Source organism: Actinoplanes sp. 13 (assembly GCF_056134165.1).
Genome location: NZ_JBVYOQ010000002.1, coordinates 54207 through 69884 on the forward strand (window position 1 = coordinate 54207; position 15678 = coordinate 69884).

At 72.5% G+C, this 15678-nt stretch carries 17 protein-coding genes; 11 read left to right on the top strand and 6 right to left on the bottom strand.

Annotated elements, in window-relative coordinates; translation table 11 throughout:
- Positions 1–16: 16 nt before the first annotated feature.
- The 3 genes from AC0NH5_RS05005 to AC0NH5_RS05015 are packed head-to-tail and all read left to right on the top strand — an operon-like array spanning position 17 to position 3055.
- Positions 17–790 (top strand): cyclase family protein, encoded by a 774-nt coding sequence (locus tag AC0NH5_RS05005; protein ID WP_474400466.1) that lies wholly within the window; start codon positions 17–19, stop codon positions 788–790.
- The gene (locus AC0NH5_RS05010) at positions 787–2427 is read left to right on the top strand and encodes a thiamine pyrophosphate-binding protein (protein ID WP_474400467.1); all 1641 of its coding nucleotides are present in this window, start codon (positions 787–789) and stop codon (positions 2425–2427) included. Before AC0NH5_RS05005 ends, AC0NH5_RS05010 begins: the two co-directional genes overlap by 4 nt.
- Entirely contained in the window at positions 2417–3055 is a 639-nt protein-coding gene (locus AC0NH5_RS05015) for a maleylpyruvate isomerase family mycothiol-dependent enzyme (protein ID WP_474400468.1), read from the top strand. Before AC0NH5_RS05010 ends, AC0NH5_RS05015 begins: the two co-directional genes overlap by 11 nt.
- 133 nt (positions 3056–3188) lie before the next feature.
- On the opposite strand, the gene AC0NH5_RS05020 is transcribed toward AC0NH5_RS05015, so the two are convergent.
- The 3 genes from AC0NH5_RS05020 to AC0NH5_RS05030 all read right to left on the bottom strand — a co-directional run bounded on the left by AC0NH5_RS05020 (position 3189) and on the right by AC0NH5_RS05030 (position 5080).
- Positions 3189–3716, bottom strand: coding sequence for an RICIN domain-containing protein (locus AC0NH5_RS05020; RefSeq protein WP_474400470.1), 528 nt, complete (start codon positions 3714–3716; stop codon positions 3189–3191).
- Positions 3717–3977: 261 nt separating this feature from the next.
- Positions 3978–4748, bottom strand: coding sequence for a hypothetical protein (locus AC0NH5_RS05025; RefSeq protein ID WP_474400472.1), 771 nt, complete (start codon positions 4746–4748; stop codon positions 3978–3980).
- The gene (locus tag AC0NH5_RS05030; protein ID WP_474400474.1) at positions 4748–5080 is read right to left on the bottom strand and encodes a PadR family transcriptional regulator; all 333 of its coding nucleotides are present in this window, start codon (positions 5078–5080) and stop codon (positions 4748–4750) included. Before AC0NH5_RS05030 ends, AC0NH5_RS05025 begins: the two co-directional genes overlap by 1 nt.
- Before the next feature lie 85 nt (positions 5081–5165).
- On the opposite strand from AC0NH5_RS05030, the gene AC0NH5_RS05035 reads away from it, so the two are divergent.
- From AC0NH5_RS05035 to AC0NH5_RS05070, 8 genes are all read left to right on the top strand, one after another.
- On the top strand, positions 5166–6182 hold the full coding sequence (locus AC0NH5_RS05035; RefSeq protein ID WP_474400475.1) for an NAD(P)-dependent alcohol dehydrogenase: 1017 nt from the start codon (positions 5166–5168) through the stop codon (positions 6180–6182).
- A gap of 28 nt (positions 6183–6210) precedes the next feature.
- Positions 6211–6615: a MerR family transcriptional regulator gene (locus AC0NH5_RS05040; protein ID WP_474400477.1), complete on the top strand. Its 405-nt coding sequence runs from the start codon at positions 6211–6213 to the stop codon at positions 6613–6615.
- A 47-nt stretch (positions 6616–6662) separates the two neighbouring features.
- On the top strand, positions 6663–7844 hold the full coding sequence (locus AC0NH5_RS05045; RefSeq protein WP_474400479.1) for a zinc-dependent alcohol dehydrogenase: 1182 nt from the start codon (positions 6663–6665) through the stop codon (positions 7842–7844).
- A gap of 104 nt (positions 7845–7948) precedes the next feature.
- Complete coding sequence (locus AC0NH5_RS05050) at positions 7949–8290, top strand: YciI family protein (protein WP_474400481.1); 342 nt, start codon at positions 7949–7951, stop codon at positions 8288–8290.
- 56 nt (positions 8291–8346) lie between these two features.
- Positions 8347–9564 carry an RNA polymerase sigma factor gene (locus AC0NH5_RS05055; RefSeq protein ID WP_474400483.1) on the top strand — a complete coding sequence of 406 codons (1218 nt, stop codon included), beginning with the start codon at positions 8347–8349 and terminating at the stop codon, positions 9562–9564.
- Entirely contained in the window at positions 9561–10052 is a 492-nt protein-coding gene (locus AC0NH5_RS05060) for an SRPBCC family protein (protein ID WP_474400485.1), read from the top strand. The genes AC0NH5_RS05055 and AC0NH5_RS05060 overlap by 4 nt, the downstream gene beginning before the upstream one ends.
- Before the next feature lie 34 nt (positions 10053–10086).
- Positions 10087–10710 (top strand): class I SAM-dependent methyltransferase, encoded by a 624-nt coding sequence (locus tag AC0NH5_RS05065; RefSeq protein WP_474400486.1) that lies wholly within the window; start codon positions 10087–10089, stop codon positions 10708–10710.
- 107 nt (positions 10711–10817) lie between these two features.
- On the top strand, positions 10818–12257 hold the full coding sequence (locus AC0NH5_RS05070; protein ID WP_474400488.1) for an FUSC family protein: 1440 nt from the start codon (positions 10818–10820) through the stop codon (positions 12255–12257).
- A gap of 13 nt (positions 12258–12270) precedes the next feature.
- On the opposite strand, the gene AC0NH5_RS05075 is transcribed toward AC0NH5_RS05070, so the two are convergent.
- The 3 genes from AC0NH5_RS05075 to AC0NH5_RS05085 all read right to left on the bottom strand — a co-directional run bounded on the left by AC0NH5_RS05075 (position 12271) and on the right by AC0NH5_RS05085 (position 15632).
- Positions 12271–13635 (bottom strand): D-alanyl-D-alanine carboxypeptidase family protein, encoded by a 1365-nt coding sequence (locus tag AC0NH5_RS05075; protein ID WP_474400490.1) that lies wholly within the window; start codon positions 13633–13635, stop codon positions 12271–12273.
- A gap of 200 nt (positions 13636–13835) precedes the next feature.
- On the bottom strand, positions 13836–14411 hold the full coding sequence (locus AC0NH5_RS05080) for a hypothetical protein (RefSeq protein ID WP_474400492.1): 576 nt from the start codon (positions 14409–14411) through the stop codon (positions 13836–13838).
- Positions 14412–14816: 405 nt separating this feature from the next.
- On the bottom strand, positions 14817–15632 hold the full coding sequence (locus tag AC0NH5_RS05085) for a hypothetical protein (RefSeq protein ID WP_474400494.1): 816 nt from the start codon (positions 15630–15632) through the stop codon (positions 14817–14819).
- Between the last annotated feature and the right edge of the window lie 46 nt (positions 15633–15678).

Sequence of the window (15678 nt, forward strand, 5' to 3'; positions counted from 1 at the left end):
TTTACGCTACGGCGGCATGAGCATCCTGCAGGCCCTGGTCGCCGGAATCGGTGACGGCGCGATCGAGGTCGTCGAACTGACCGCGCCGCTGTCCAGCGAAACGCCGATCCTCCAGCTGCCCCCGCCGTTCGCCAACACGATCAACTTCGGCCTCGAGGAGATCAGCCGGTACGACGACCGGGGTCCCGGCTGGTACTGGAACAACATTCACACCGGCGAGCACACCGGCACCCACTTCGATGCGCCGGTGCACTGGGTGACCGGCCGGGACGGCGACGACGTGTCGCAGGTGCCGCTGCGGCGGCTGATCGCACCGGCCGCCGTCATCGACGTGACCGACCGCGCCGCCGCCGACCCGGACTTCCTGCTGGAGGTCGAGCACATCCGCGAGTGGGAGCAGGCGCACGGGCCGCTGCCCGCGGGCGGCTGGCTGCTGCTGCGGACCGGCTGGGACGCCCGGGCGCAGGACCAGGCGGCGTTCCTCAACGCGGACGAGACCGGCCCGCACACCCCGGGCGTCTCGGCCGAGGCGGCGAAGTGGCTGGCCGAGGAGGCGCCGGTGATCGGCCTCGGGGTGGAGACGGTCGGCACCGACGCGGGCGCCGCGCACTCCTTCGACCCGGCGTTCCCGTGCCACTCCTACCTGCTCGGTGCGGACAAGTACGGGCTCACGCAGCTGCGGAACCTGCGGGAGCTGCCGCCGACCGGCGCGGTCGTGGTGGCCGCGCCGCTGCCGATCGTCGGCGGCTCCGGCAGCCCGGCGCGGGTGCTGGCCCTGGTCGAGCGTTGACGGCGACGAACGTCGCGGAGCTGGTCGGCGCCACCCTGGCCGCGCTCGGTGCCGACCACGTCTTCGGGGTGGTCGGCAGCGGGAACTTCCACGTCACGAACGCGCTGGTCGCGCACGGCGCCAGGTTCGTCGCCACCCGGCACGAGGCGGGCGCGGCGACCGCCGCCGACGCCTACGCCCGGGTCAGCGGCCGGGCCGGCGTGGTCTCGGTGCATCAGGGCTGCGGGCTGACCAACGCGATGACCGGCATCGCGGAGGCGGCGAAATCGCGTACCCCGTTGATCGTGCTAGCCGCCGAGCCGGCGGCGGCCGCCCTGCGCTCCAACTTCCGGGTCGACCAGGACGCCCTGGCCCGTGCGGTGGGCGCGCACAGCGACCGGGTGCACGGCCCGGACTCGGTGGTCGCCGACGTCACCCGGGCGTGGCGGCTCGCGGTGGGGGAGCGGCGCACCGTCGTGCTCAACCTGCCGCTCGACGTGCAGGCCGCGCCCGCCCTGCCGGTCGCGCCGCAGCCCGGGTCGCTGCCGGCGCCGCCGCGCGCCTCCGACCAGGCCGCCGGCGAGCTGGCGGCGCTGCTGACGGGCGCCGAACGACCGGTTTTCATCGCCGGCCGCGGCTCTCTGCACGCCCGCCACGAGATCGAGGAACTGGCCGGGACGTGCGGCGCCCTGCTGGCCACGTCGGCCGCGGCGAAGGGTTTGTTCGCCGGCAACGACTGGAACCTGGACGTCTCCGGCGGCTTCGCCACGCCGGTGGCGGCCGAGCTGATCAACGCGGCCGACGTCGTGGTGGCCTGGGGTGCGGCCCTGAACATGTGGACCACCCGGCACGGCGCGCTGATCCCGGCCGGCGCCACGGTCGCGCAGATCGATCTCGAACCCGGCGCGCTGGGCGCGCATCACCGCGTCGACCTGGGCATCGTCGGGGACGCGGCGGAGAGCGCGCGAGCGGTGGCTGCCGCGCTGCCGGCTGCGACGACCGGTTATCGGACCGAGGGGGTACGCGCGAAGCTCCGCGCCCGGGGCCGGTGGCGGGACGTCGCGTTCACCGACGACGGCGACGCCACCCACATCGACCCCCGGACCGCCAGCATCGCCCTCGACGACCTGCTCCCCGCGGAACGGGTCGTGGCCGTCGACTCCGGCAACTTCATGGGCTATCCGTCGATGTTCCTGTCCGTTCCGGACCACCGTGGCTTCTGCTTCACCCAGGCGTTCCAGTCGGTCGGCCTGGGCCTGGCGAGCGCGCTCGGCGCCGCCCTCGCCCGGCCGGACCGGCTGCCCGTGGCGGCCTGCGGCGACGGCGGCTTCCTGATGGGGATCGCCGAGCTGGAGACCGTCCGCCGGCTCGGGCTGGGCATGCTGATCGTGGTGTACAACGACGACGCGTACGGCGCCGAGGTGCACCACTTCGGGCCGCACGGGCATCCGCTGCACACCGTGGTCTTCCCGGACACCGACCTGGCGGCGATCGCGCGCGGCCACGGGTGCGCGGCGGTGACGGTGCGCTCGCCGTCCGACCTGGAGCCGGTCGCGCGGTGGGTGGCGGGCCCGCGTGACACGCCCATGGTCGTCGACCTGAAAGTGGCGGCGGGACGCCCGTCGTGGTGGCTGGAGGAGGCTTTCCGTGGACACTGACGCGCTCGTCATGATCGGCGACGAACGGCGCCGGCTCGCCGGCCTGCTCGACAGTCTCAGCCCGGAGCAGCTGGACAGCCCGAGCCTGTGCGGCGAATGGACCGTCAAGGAGGTGGCCGCCCACCTGGTCGCAGCCGTCGCCGCCCCCGACCGGTGGATCCTGCCGGCCATGGTGCGCGGCGGCTTCCGGCTGCACCGGGCCAACGCCCTGCTCGCCCGCCGGATGGCCGAACGGCCGGCCGCCGAGCTGGCCACCGCGTTGCGGGACAACGCCGAGAAGCCGTTCCGGCCGCCGATCGTCGGCTATCCCGGGCAGCTCACCGACCTGCAGGTGCACAGCCAGGACATCCGCCGCCCACTCGGGCTGCCGCACACGCTGCAGCCGGAACGCCTGCGGACCTCGCTGGACTTTTTGGTCGGCGGCCGTGCGATCGGTTTCGTGCCGCGCCGCCGGCCCGCCGGCCTGCGTTTCGAGGCCACCGATGTGGACTGGTCGTGGGGCAGTGGGCCGGCCGTCCGCGGCGCTGCCGAGGCGGTGATGATGGCGCTGACCGGCCGGACCGTCGCCCTCACCGACCTCGACGGCGAAGGGGTGGACGTGCTGCGGCAGCGGACCGCCGGCGGGTAGGGCGAGTGGCGGTTCTTCACAGATTGTATTCGAGCCGTATTCAGTTGGATTTCTCTCGCTACCGCCGTAATCATCGCCAAAAAGAACCGCGGCGGAACCCGGATCGGGCTCCGCCGCGGCCGGGCGGCGTTACTCAGGCGGGTTGCCAGGTGAAGGCCTGGTTGTTCGACGTCGTGTAGCACGTGTACTGCATCATGTCGGCGCCGTTCAGATTCGAGCTGCCCACGACGGCCAGGCACTTACCGCTGTGCCGGTTCTTCAGCTGGTAGTAGTCCGCGCCGGCGGCGCTGAAGTTCTTGATCGGCAGCCACTGGTCGTTGAGGGTGGAACTGCCGCAGTTCTGAGTGATGACCTTCGCCCGCTCGGCGGTCGACGAGCCGCTTACAGCGAAACACTTTCCGCCGTTGTTGTAGGAGATCCGATAGTGACCCGCGCTGATCAGGGTGAAGGTCCAGGCCCGGGTGGTACCGGTTGTGCAGAGCGTCTGCTCGACGGCGATGCCGCCCGCCGACGAATAGCCGACGGGGTGCAGGCAGTGGTCATTCGTGTACGGCTGAATCGTGTAGGCGGTAGCGGCCGCCGCAGGGCTGCCGGTGCCGATCAGCGTCGCCGCGAGAACCGCGAACACCGCGATCAGGTGAGCCATCATTTTGCGCTTCAACAGAAGCCTCCCCCGTGTCGAGTAATGCGGGAGCAGGCTAACCGATCTTGTTCGATGCGCGTGTGCCCTCCGGATGGCCGAAGAAGTGGGAAGCCGGGCGCCCGGCGGGATGCTCATCAGCCGTGCCGAGCCATTCCGGGTGACAATTCACCTGTTCAGCGAACTCGCCATGAATCCGAGCCGGAATCCGGGATCTTCTGTGATCCACACCGTCGATGCCGAGCAGACATTCGATGTTCTTCTCACATTCGGCAAGGAGGGTCAGATCAGTCTCTGCCGGTCGTGCGCCCGGATCAGCCGGAGCCCCGTCCAGACCGACCACACCGTCCAGGCCGGCACCAACAGGATCAGGCCGAGCACGGTGAGCGCCGACGCCGCCGCGCGCAGCCCCGGGACGTGCGACACCAGCTGCACGCCGAGCAGGACGCCGAGCAGCCCGGCGCCGGCGAGCACGCCGAGCAGGCCGAGTGCGGGCGGGCTCGTGCGCCGCGCCACGGCGACCCCGCTCACCGCGATGAGCCACAGGCCCGGGACGAACGCGCCGAGCACCGCGACGGCGGCCGTCCCGGTGGCCACCGACAGCGCGCCGCCGGCGATCGGACCGGTGCCGGCGAAGACGGTGACCAGGGTGGCGACGAGGTACGGCAGCAGCCCGCCGCCGTACGACCGGGCCGTCCAGAACGAGCGGACGGCGACGACACCCAGCAGGCCGCACGGCGCCAGAAGGAACAGGAACTCGGCCGCGTCCTCCCCGATGACCGGCGGCAGCAGGACCGCTGCCGCGATCGCGACGGAGGCGCCGATCAGCGCGGTTCCCGTCAGGACGGACAGCCACCGCCCGGGCGGCGCCACCGGCTGCTGAAGCTGGCGGGCCAGCAGCGGCGCCTTGACCACTGTGTCCAGGGCGTACCACCAGCGCCGGGGGCCGCCGACCGCAGCCAGCACGGCGAGTGCCTCCTCGCGCCAGCGGGCGCGGTGACCGGGCGGCAGGACCAGCGTCGCCAGGGCGAGCATCACACGCAGAGCTCTCATCAGTACGCCCCTCCGGGAACGATCCGGCCCAGAGCCGGGCGGGCCTGTCCGGCGCCGCGGGCCGCTGCCGTGGCCGCCGCGGTGGCAGCGGCCGCCACACCGTCGGCCGTCAGCCGGTAGTAGCGCCGGCGGGGCCGTCCGGGCGTGTGTTCGGCGGCGGTCTCCCATTCGCTGCACAGCCAGCCGGCCTGTTCCAGCCGGGCCAGGATCGGATAGATCGTTCCCGGCAGCAGCCCGGTCGACTCGACGATCTCCAGGCCGTACCTCTCCTGATCGGGGTCTTCGGCGAGCGTCTGGAGCACCAGCCGCACCTGCAGTGTCATCCTTGGCATACTCGTACTCTATATAGGTCGTCAACCGGTACGTGACCGGGGCGGGTTTGCGCTGGAGTGCACTCCAGCGCCTAGCGTCGCCGTCATGCAGACGACAGGTATGGCTCTGACGGCTCCCGGCGGCACCTGGGAGCCGTACCGCTTCGAGCGCCGCGACCTGCGCCCGGACGACCTCGCCGTCCGGGTCACCTGGTGCGGGGTGTGTCACAGCGACCTGCACGCGGCCGAGGCGCTGACCGCCGGATCGGGCCCGCTGGTGCCGGGACACGAGTTCGTCGGCGAGGTCACGGCCGTGGGCGGCGAGGTGACCGGTTTCCGGGTGGGTGACCCGGTCGCCGTCGGCAACATCGTCGACTCCTGCGGCAGGTGCGTCGCGTGCCGCGCCGGGCAGGAGCAGTTCTGTGCCGAGTTCCCCACCCTGACGTACAGCGACGTCACCTTCGGCGCCTACTCCCGCGACTACGTGGTGCGCGAGTCGTTCGCCTACCCGGTGCCGGCCGGCCTCGACCCGGCCGGCGTGGCGCCGCTGATGTGTGCCGGCGCGACCGTGTTCGAACCGCTGCGCCGCTGGGACGTCGGCCCCGGACAGCTGGTCGGCGTGGTGGGACTCGGCGGCCTCGGCCATCTGGCGGTGAAGTTCGCGAAGGCGCTCGGCGCGCGGGTCGCGGTCTTCACCACCTCGCCCGGCAAAGAAGCCCCGGCCCGGCAGCTGGGGGCCGACGAGGTGATCGTCTCCGGGGACGCCGCGGCGATGACCGCGCAGGCCGGCCGGTTCGACTTCATCCTCGACACCGCGTCGGCCAAGCACGACCCGTCGCCCTACCTCCGGGCGCTGCGGATGGACGGCACCCTCTGCATGCTCGGCATCCCGGACCGCTACGAACCCGAGGCGATGGCCCTGCTGTACGGCTACAAGCGCCTGGCCGCCTCGGGCAGCGCCGGCCGTCCCCGCACCCGGGAGATGCTCGAGTTCGCGGCCCGGCACGGCATCGTCGCGGACGTCGAGAAGGTCCCGGCGCGCGAGGTCGGCCACGCCCTCGGCCGCCTGGCCCGCAACGACGTCCGCTGGCGGTTCGTGCTGGACCTCGCCGACCTGGCCTGAGCAGCACGTCCCCGCGTACTTTTGCCGGGTGACGATCTCCGCGACCACCATGCTCGGCATCCGGGAGGTGTCGGAGCTGACCGGCCTGACCCCCGACACCCTGCGCTGGTACGAACGTGAAGGCCTGCTTCCGCTGGTCGGGCGGGCCTCGGACGGCCGCCGCCGGTACGGCCCGGCGGCCGTCCGGTTCGTCCGGCTGGTCCAGGCGCTGCGCCGCACCGGCATGCCGGTCGCCGAGGTGCGCCAGTTCGTCACGCTGGGCCCGGGCACCCCGGAGCACGCCGGTCAGCGCCTGCGGATCCTCCAGGAACAGGAGGAACGGCTGCACCGGCGGCGCGCCGAACTCGACGAGGACCTGCGGGTGATCCGGAACAAGATGGCGAACTTCCGGGAGCTGATCGCGCAGGGCCGTGACTGCGAGGACGAGGACTGATCCGGCGCCGGCGATTGATCGCGGTCCTCGGGGGCAAGCAAAGACATATGCGAGCTTTGACATGGCAGGGTACGGCGAAGGTCTCGGTCGAGACCGTCCCCGACCCCACGATCCAGGAACCCACCGACGCGATCATCCGGATCACCTCGACCGCCATCTGCGGCTCGGACCTGCACCTCTACGACGTCCTCGGGATGTACATCGACTCCGGTGACATCCTCGGCCACGAGCCGATGGGCATCGTCGAGGCGGTCGGGTCCGAGGTCACCCACATCAAGCCGGGTGACCGGGTGGTGATCCCGTTCAACATCTCCTGCGGGTACTGCTGGATGTGCAAGCGGGGCTTCTACGCCCAGTGCGAGACCACCCAGAACAAGGACCAGGGCAAGGGCGCCTCGCTGTTCGGCTACACCAAGTTGTACGGCCAGGTGCCCGGCGGCCAGGCCGAGTACCTGCGGGTGCCGCAGGCCCAGTTCGGCCCGATCAAGGTGCCGGACCACCACCCGGACGAGCGGTACCTGTTCCTCTCCGACGTGCTGACCACGTCGTGGCAGGCCGCCAAGTACGCCGACATCAAGCCCGGCGACACGGTGTTCGTCACCGGCCTCGGCCCGATCGGCCAGATGTGCGCCCGCATCGCCCGCCACCTGGGCGCCGAGAGGGTCATCGCCTCCGACAACGTGCCGGAACGGCTGGCCATGGCGCAGCGGCACGGCATCGAGACGTTGAACACCGACAACATCGACGTGCCCGCCGCGGTGCTCGACCTGACCCACGGCCGCGGTGCCGACGGCGTCATCGAGTCGGTCGGCATGGAGGCGCACGGCTCGCCGTTCCAGGCCGCCGCGGTCAAGGCCGCCGGGATGCTGCCCGACGCGGTCGCCCGCAAGGCCGTCGACACCTTCGGCATCGACCGGATGGCCGCGCTGAACACAGCTTTCGCGGCGGTACGCCGGGCCGGCACCGTCTCGATCATCGGTGTGTACGGCGGCCAGGCCGACCCGATCCCGATGATGGACCTGTTCGACAAGGGAGTGACGCTGCGGATGGGCCAGGCCCACGTGAAGCGCTGGGTCGACGACATCATGCCGCTGCTCACCGGCGACGACGACCCGCTCGGCGTGGACGACCTCGTCACGCACCGGCTGCCGTTGGAGGACGCGCCGCACGCGTACGAGATCTTCAAGAACAAGCAGGACGGCTGCATCAAGGTCGTGCTCAAGCCCTGACCCCGGCGGCGAAAGTGCTCGCACCTCACCTGTCGATGGCGGCGGGGCCCGATCGTCGGTTCGATGAACGGGCCGACCGGGCCCCGACGAGACGGACGCACACCATGGCCAGGTACATGTTGCTCATCCACGGCGACGAGCAGGAGCGGGAGACGCTGACCCCGGACGAGATCGAGCGCCGCGACGCCGGTCACCGGGAGTTCGCCGCCGTGGCGGGCAGCGCGATGCTCGACGCCAACCGGCTGCGGCCGGCAGCCACCTCCACCACTCTGCGGGGCACGGCCGTCACCGACGGCCCGTTCCTGGAGACCAAGGAGGTGCTGGGCGGCTACTACGTGGTCGAGGCGCCCGACCTCGACGCGGCGATCGCGATGGCCCGCCGGCTGCCCGAGCTGGCCTGGGAGCACTGCGCCGTGGAGGTCCGCCCGGTCTGGGACGCCAGCTGACCGGGTCCGACGTCGCCGCCGCGGTGGCGGGCGCACACCGTCGGGAGTGGGCCGCCGTGCTCGCCTCGACGGTGCGCGTGACACGTGACCTGGACCTGGCCGAGGAGTGCGCGCAGGACGCGTACGCCCGGGCTCTGCGGGTCTGGGCCCACGACGGCGTGCCGGCCCGTCCCGGCGCCTGGCTCACCACCGTGGCCCGCAACCGGGCCCGTGACCTGCTGCGCCGGGAGTCGGTCCTGCGGCGCTCGCTGCCGCTGCTCGTCCTCGACGACGTGCTGCCCGGACCGGGCGACGGCGACGACCCGCCGGCGGTCGGCGACGACCGGCTGCGGCTGATCTTCACCTGCTGCCATCCGGCGCTGGCCCACGAGGCCCGGGTGGCGCTGACCCTGCGCCTGCTCTGCGGCCTGTCGACGGCCGAGGTGGCCCGTGCCTTCCTGGTCCGGGAGTCCACCATGGCCGCCCGGATCACCCGGGCCAAGCGGAAGATCGCCGAGGCGCGCATCCCGTACCGCGTTCCCGGCGCCGCCGACCTCCCGGTCCGTGTCGGCGCGGTCCTCGACGTGGTGCACCTGGTCTTCACCGCCGGGCACACCGCGGCCGAGGGCGCCGAGCTGATGCGCCGGGACCTGGTGGACGCGGCGATCGATCTGGGCCGGTTGCTGCGGCGGTTGCTGCCGGCCGACCCGGGGGTGGCCGGCCTGCTGGCGCTGATGCTGCTGACCGATGCCCGGCGGCACACCCGGACCGCCCCGGACGGCCGGCCGCTCCTGCTCGCCGAGCAGGACCGCAGCCGGTGGGACCGCGACCTCGTGGCCGAGGGGACGGCACTGCTGAGCGAGGCGCTGAGCGGGCCGGCGGGTCGTTACGCGGTGCAGGCGGCCGTCGCTGCCGTGCACGCCGAGGCGCCGAGCTGGGCGGACACCGACTGGAACGAGATCGCCGGCCTCTACGGGGTGCTGGCGAAGCTGTGGCCGTCGCCGGTGGTCCGGCTCAACCGGGCGGTCGCGGTGGGCATGCGGGACGGTCCGGAAGCGGGCCTCGCGGCCCTCGAGCCGCTGCTCGGCGAGCCTGCCCTGGCGGGTTACAGCTATCTCGCGGCGGCCCGGGCGGATTTCCAGCGACAGCTGGGGCGCGTTCCCGAGGCAATCCGATCGTACGAGGAAGCGCTGCTCCTGACCGGCAACGGTGCCGAGCGGATGTTCCTGACCGGTCGCCTGAACGCGTTACGGGACAGCCCCGCCGGGCCGGGTGGGCCAGACTGGGCGGCATGACGAGCGAACCGACCGGGCGCCTGGTGCCCACCGACCGGGGCCACGACCTCGTGCTGACCCGCTCCTTCGACGCCGGCATCGAGGAGATCTGGGCCGACCTCACCGACCCCGGCCGGACCGCGAGGTGGTTCGGGTCCTGGCGGGGCGAGGCGGCCCCGGGCCGCACCGTCCAGGTGCAGATGGCGTACGAGGAAGGCGCACCCTGGATGGACATGCGCATCGAGGCCTGCGAGCAGCCGCGCCGGCTCGGCCTGTTCAGCACCGACGAGGCCGGTTCCTGGCACGTCGAGCTGCTGCTGGCGGAGACCGGCGGGCGCACCGTCCTGACCTTCGTGCACCACGTCGAGACCCTGGCCGGCCTCGGCGAGGTCGGCCCCGGCTGGGAGTATTACCTGGACATGCTCGTCGCCGCCCGGGACGGCTCGCCGCAACCGGTGTTCGACGACTACTACCCGGCCATGAAGGCCTACTACGAGGCGGCCGGCTGATGGGCGAGTCACCGCGTTCCGAGGCGGCCGGCTGATGGACGAGTCACCGCGCACCGCAAAGGCCCGCCGGGTCTGGGACCGCAGCGCGCCGGGTTACGACCGGCAGATCGCCTTCCTGGAGCGGCACTGGTTCACCGGTGGGCGCGAGTGGCTCGGTGCCCGCGCCACCGGCCGGGTGCTGGACGTCGGGGTGGGCACCGGGCGCAACCTGCCGCACTACCCGGCCGGCGTGACGCTGACCGGCATCGACCTGAGCCCGGCCATGCTCGGGTTCGCCCGGCAGCGCGCGGCCGCGCTCGGTCTCGCCGTCGACCTGCGCGAGGGTGACGCCGAGCATCTGCCGTTCGCCGACGGCTCGTTCGACACCGTGGTCTGTGCGCTGTCGCTGTGCACGATCCCCGAGCCACGGGCCGCGATCGATGAGATGCGGCGGGTGCTGGCCCCGGGCGGGCGGCTGCTCCTGCTCGACCACATCGGCGGCAGCTCGCCGCCGGTCAGAGCCGCGCAGTGGCTGCTGGAACGAGTCACCGTGCCGGCCGCGGGCGAGCACTTCACCCGCCGCCAACTGCCTCTGGTCGACGCGGCGGGCTTCAAGATCGTGGAGGCGGAAAGGCTCAAGGCGGGCACCATCGAAAGAGTGCACGCCCTACGCCCTTAGTGACGCGACGGCCATCACATTCTCCTCATATCACCTATTTGTCGGCCTCGCCGAAAGTAATTTCGGTCTGGTCGTAACAGATAGTGAAGAGAGAGAAAGCCTCACCCGTGCTCCAGTACCTCGTCACCTCCGCGTTGACGCCGGTCCCGTACGCCGATCCGCTCACCCTCGTCGCCGTGGGACTCGCGCTCTGCGCGATCGTCGCCACCGTGCTGCGCCGCAAGGTCCGCCCCGCCGTGGAAGCGGCCTGCCGGGCCGCCGTCACCCGGCTGCGGCCACACCTGCCGGCCCGGCTGCGGCGGCTGGCCCGGCGCTGCCTGAACCGGATCGACGCCGAGGCCGTGCGCTCGGTGCTGGTGACCGCGATCGCCGGTGGCATCGCCTGGACCGCCGCCGACGTACTGAACCTGGTCGGCCCGGTGACCGCGGCCATCTCCGCGACGCTGTCGGTGCAGCTGAGCTCGCACGCCTCGCTGCGGGAAGGCACCCAGCGCCTGATCGCCACCCTGGCCGGCATCGCCGTCGCGGTCGGGGTCTGGAAGATGTTCGGCCTCACCCCGTGGTCGATCGCGGTGATCGCCGGCTGCGGCCTGGCCGCCGGGCGCCTGCTGCGCCTCGGTGACGGCTCGGTCGCGGTGCCGGCCACCTCGCTGGGCATCCTGGTCGCCGCAGGCTCGGTCACCGAGGCCTTCGTGTGGCAGCGCGTCGCGACGACCGCTCTCGGCATCGTCGTCGGCGTGATCCTGTCACCGCTGGTCGGCGGGCACACCCCGCTGGAACGGGCCCGGGTCAAGCTGGCGCACCTCTCCACCGAGATCGCGGTGCTGCTGGGCCACCTCGGCGCCGGGGTCCGTGGCGGCTACCGCCGGGAGCAGGCCGCCGACTGGCTGGCCCGGTCCCGCGAACTCGACGACGACCTCGACGACGCGGTCGCCGCGGTCGAGGACCTGGTCAAACAGGCCCGCTGGTCGCTGACCACGCCGGTGGCGCGGGTCCTGCCGCTGCAGCAGACGCTGCGGGCGCTGGAACACGGCGTGCACCAGGTGAACTCGGTGGCCCGGTCGATGTTCGACGCGTCCGCCGGCGCGTACTCCGCGGGCGTGCTGGAGGAGATCGGCCAGGTGCTGACCGCGGCCTCCGAGGCGTTCGCCGCCCACGCCACCCTGGTCGCCGACCCGAACACCGACCCGACCCGGGACGCCGGCCACCTCAGCGAACTGGTCGACGGGCTGATCGAGGCGCGGCGGCGCACGGTACGCAAGGTCCGCACCGAGATGGACGACACCGCCGTGCTGGTCCTCGCCGGCTCCATCATCACCGACATCGACCGGATGGCCGGCTCGCTGGCCCGCTCCGCCCCGGCGCTCGCGGTCGGCGAACCGGCCCCGGAACCGGGCATCCCGGCGGTCTCCGAGGTCCTGCCCGCGGTCCGCCGCCTCTGGGACAAGCGCCGCGACCAGCTGGCGACGCAGGAGAGGCGGCGGCGCCGGACCCGGCGCGCGACGGCGAAGGTGAAGACCATGGCGCGGGTCCGCAAAGCGGCGTAGCGGACGGTGGCGGTCAGTCGAGGCGGGTCAGCCGCCACCAGAGCGAAGGGTCGGCGGTGGCGGCGTCGGTGCGCAGCTTCACGCGTACCCCCGAAGCCTCGGCGACGCCGACCTCCTGGCCGGCGGCGAGCCCCGCGGCCGGCGCTGTGGTCCGCACCGTGACCGGCACCGCCAGGCCGGGCCAGCCGACCACCTTGAGCGGCGTCTCCGGGCTGATCGTGGCGGTCTCACCCCACTCGGTCTCGACCCGCCCGGCCGGCGCGGCCGGCAGCAGCTCGTGCTCCTTGACGGTCTTGCGCACCGTGGTGAGCAGCCTGCGGACCACCTTGTTGGTCGCGGCCAGCTGCTGCGGAGTGTTCGCGCCCGGCTGGTTGAAGACCGCGCCGACCAGGATCAGCGTGCGTGCGCCCACCTTCAGCCGGGCGGCGAAGAGCAGACAGCCGCCGGCCTCGTCGGTGGAACCGGTCTTGATGCCGAAGACGCCGTTCTCGCCGAGCAGATCGTTGTAGTTGCTGATCGTCCCGGCCACCGGGATGGTGGCCTCGGGCAGCTCGACGATCTCGGCGAACGACGGCAGCCTCAACGCCGCCCGGCCGAGGATCACCTGGTCGGCGGCGGTGCTGACGGTGGTCGGCAGGAAGCCGCTGGGGTCGCTGTACTCGGTGTTCGCCATGCCCAGCTGGTCGGCGGCGGCGTTCATCCGGTCGACGAAGGCCTCCTCGCTGCCGGCGTCCCAGATCGCCAGCTGGCGCGCGATGTTGTTGGCCGACGGCAGCATGAGCGCCTCGAGGGCGTCGCGCTGAGTGAGTTCGGTGCCCTCCTCGACGTGCACCAGGGACTGATTGGTGGCCTTGCGGCTCTCGTAGTCCTCGACGTCCTCTGCGGTGACGGTGAGCTCCGGTCCGTCCTGGCCGTCGCCGAGCGGATGCGACTTCAGCACGACGTAGGCGGTCATCACCTTCGCGACGCTGCCGATCGGCTGGGCCGGGCCGGTACCGGAGCCGCCGAGACGGCCCAGACCCTCGATCATCAGCTCGGCGGAGCCCTTCGCGGGCCACGGCATGGCGGCCGGCTTGCCGGGGACCCGCACAGTGGCGCTGATCTCGGTGGTCAGCTCCGGGGCGGGCAGGTCCCGGGCGAGCTGCGCGGCGGCGCCGCCGCCGAGCACCCCGGCTGCGGCGAGCGCCGCGATCAGCAGAGCGGGCAGCGTCCGCCGGCTCCTGGGCGCCTTCGCCGGACTGCCGTAAACCCCTCCAGCTGCCGAACCGGCCGGCATCGCCGTCCCGCCGGGCGCTGCCGTCTGACCGGGGACCCTGGCGGACCCGGATGCCGGGCTGCCGTTGGTGCCCGCGCCGTCCGGGTTCGGCGGCTGCGTCATAGGTCCGCTCCCTCCGGGCCCGGCCTGCCCGGGCGCCGCGGCCAGTATCACCGCCCACGTCAACCAGCCGAGCCCACTCGGCCGGCAATGACGCATGATCCTTGGCCGTTTCAGGTGCGTGGTTGCCGGCCGAGGCCGCCGGGCCGGCGAGGGCATGATCCTTTGGCGTTGCGCCGGGGGTCCGGTCGCGGGGCGAGAGGTCAGACGAGGACCCGGACGGTTCCGGAGTAGACCTTCAGCGACCAGGTGCAGTCCATCCACGTCGCGACGTCGAAGTAGCCCGAGCGAGCACCCTGATGCCCGTTCAAGGTCACCGTGCCGGACGCCTTCGACCAGCTCACCGACTCGTAGGCGCTGTGGTCCCCGTTCCAGGTGAGGTAGAGCCACCCGGAGCCGGGACACCGGTAGGTCGCCACGGCCCGGTACTGCTTCGTCGGGATCCGCAGCCGGGGGCTCTGCCAGGCGCTGGCCGGCGCGGTGTACGCCGCGATCTGCCGCGGCACCGTCCCCAACACGTTGACCACCCGCCCGCGAGCCGCCGGCGCCCGCTCGGCGCCACCCCGGTAGACCGCCTTCCACGTTCCCGTGGTGGCGGCCCGGACCAGCTTCACATAATCCCCACGGTTGTCGGCCCGCACCGACCCTGCCGGGCTCCACGTCGCGGTCCCGCGCTTCTGGAAGTAGAAGTAGACCGGCGCCTGATTCCCCGTCTGCGCCCGCCACACCCGTCCGCTGAACCGGACCGTGGCACCCCGGCTGACCGTGGTGGCCGACACGTTCAACACCATGCTGACCGCCCGCGCAGCAGGGGCACCGGCAGTGGCAGGAGCACCGGAAGCCGTAGGAGCACCGGAAGCCGTAGGAGCACCGGAAGCCGCAGCGACGGCGGAGGCCGCAGTCGCCATTTCAGGGGCAGTGGAAGCCGCAGGAGCCGCCGGGGTGGCAGAAGGCGCAGGAGGGGCGGAGGGTTCCGGGGCGGCGGACGCTACAGGCGCGGCTGTGGCCGCCAGGACCGTGCCGACGGCAACCGCAGTGAGCGGCCGGATGAACAGGCGCATGGCCACCTCTTTCCGTGATGATTGCTGACATATCGCTCAACGGGCAGCGACTCGTCGCAGTCACGGCACCCGGCCGGCGAGCAGATCATCAGCCCCCGGCCGGAGAGGAATCAGCGCCGCCGCTCAGGGGATCGGCAGCACCGGGCGGACCGGCGTCTCCTCGGTGAGCCCTCCGTCCGCCACGGTCTCCGCCAGCTCCGGCTCCCGGAACGCCGTGGCCAGCGTGATCCAGCTCAAGAAGCTCCCGTAGCCACCACAGAGCGCCGAACCGCCGTCCCCGCCGCACAGCACGGCCGGGTCGGTGGTGAACTCGCTCTGATAGGGATCGTCGGCGATGACCAGCCCGAACCGGTTCGGCTCCCGGATCAGCGGCACGTCGCCGTAGGGCTCGCCCTCGGGATAGTCGTCGCCCCAGCGGAACAGCGTGGTCGCTCCCGCCCCGCACGCCCACTCCCACTCGTCCGGTGTCGGTGGGCGCCAGCCGCGCCGCGCCAGCCCGGCCAGCATCCAGGCGTGGTCGTAGTCCTCGTCGTCCTCGTCGGCGGTCACCAGCGCGTCGGTCTGCGCGGCCCGGACGGCCACGAGCAGGGCGGGCAGCACCACGTCACGCGGTGGCGAGGTGACCTGATCGAGGTAGCCGTGCAGCGGCTCCTCGATGTCCCACTCCGCGGCGGCCTCGGCGAAGTCGGCGGCCTGGCGGGCCGTCGGCGTGAACCGCGCCGCGTCGTGACCGAGCCGGGCGGTGCCACCCGGCACCAGCGCGAACCGGATGCCGTCACGCTCGAGGAACGCGGTGCGGCCGGGCTGTCGCGTGGAGGAGCGCCGGCTCACCCCGACAAGCTTGGCGCCGGTGTCCCGGGCGATGGCCGCGGCGGTGCGCTCCGCGGCCTCGTCGGAGAGGTCGAGCCAGGCGGCGAGGGTGAGATCGGCGTACGACATGAGCGCATTATGCGGTCGAGGTCCGACACTTTGTGTCGCCGATCAT

Bases quoted from the DNA above. Each gene is read 5' to 3' on its own strand.
- AC0NH5_RS05030 (WP_474400474.1), bottom strand. From the start codon at position 5,080: ATGCCAAGGATGACACTGCAGGTGCGGCTGGTGCTCCAGACGCTCGCC.
- AC0NH5_RS05065 (WP_474400486.1), top strand. From the start codon at position 10,087: ATGGACGAGTCACCGCGCACCGCAAAGGCCCGCCGGGTCTGGGACCGC.
- AC0NH5_RS05045 (WP_474400479.1), top strand. From the start codon at position 6,663: ATGCGAGCTTTGACATGGCAGGGTACGGCGAAGGTCTCGGTCGAGACC.
- AC0NH5_RS05050 (WP_474400481.1), top strand. From the start codon at position 7,949: ATGGCCAGGTACATGTTGCTCATCCACGGCGACGAGCAGGAGCGGGAG.
- AC0NH5_RS05075 (WP_474400490.1), bottom strand. From the start codon at position 13,635: ATGACGCAGCCGCCGAACCCGGACGGCGCGGGCACCAACGGCAGCCCG.
- AC0NH5_RS05085 (WP_474400494.1), bottom strand. From the start codon at position 15,632: ATGTCGTACGCCGATCTCACCCTCGCCGCCTGGCTCGACCTCTCCGAC.
- AC0NH5_RS05060 (WP_474400485.1), top strand. From the start codon at position 9,561: ATGACGAGCGAACCGACCGGGCGCCTGGTGCCCACCGACCGGGGCCAC.
- AC0NH5_RS05025 (WP_474400472.1), bottom strand. From the start codon at position 4,748: ATGAGAGCTCTGCGTGTGATGCTCGCCCTGGCGACGCTGGTCCTGCCG.
- AC0NH5_RS05035 (WP_474400475.1), top strand. From the start codon at position 5,166: ATGCAGACGACAGGTATGGCTCTGACGGCTCCCGGCGGCACCTGGGAG.
- AC0NH5_RS05005 (WP_474400466.1), top strand. From the start codon at position 17: ATGAGCATCCTGCAGGCCCTGGTCGCCGGAATCGGTGACGGCGCGATC.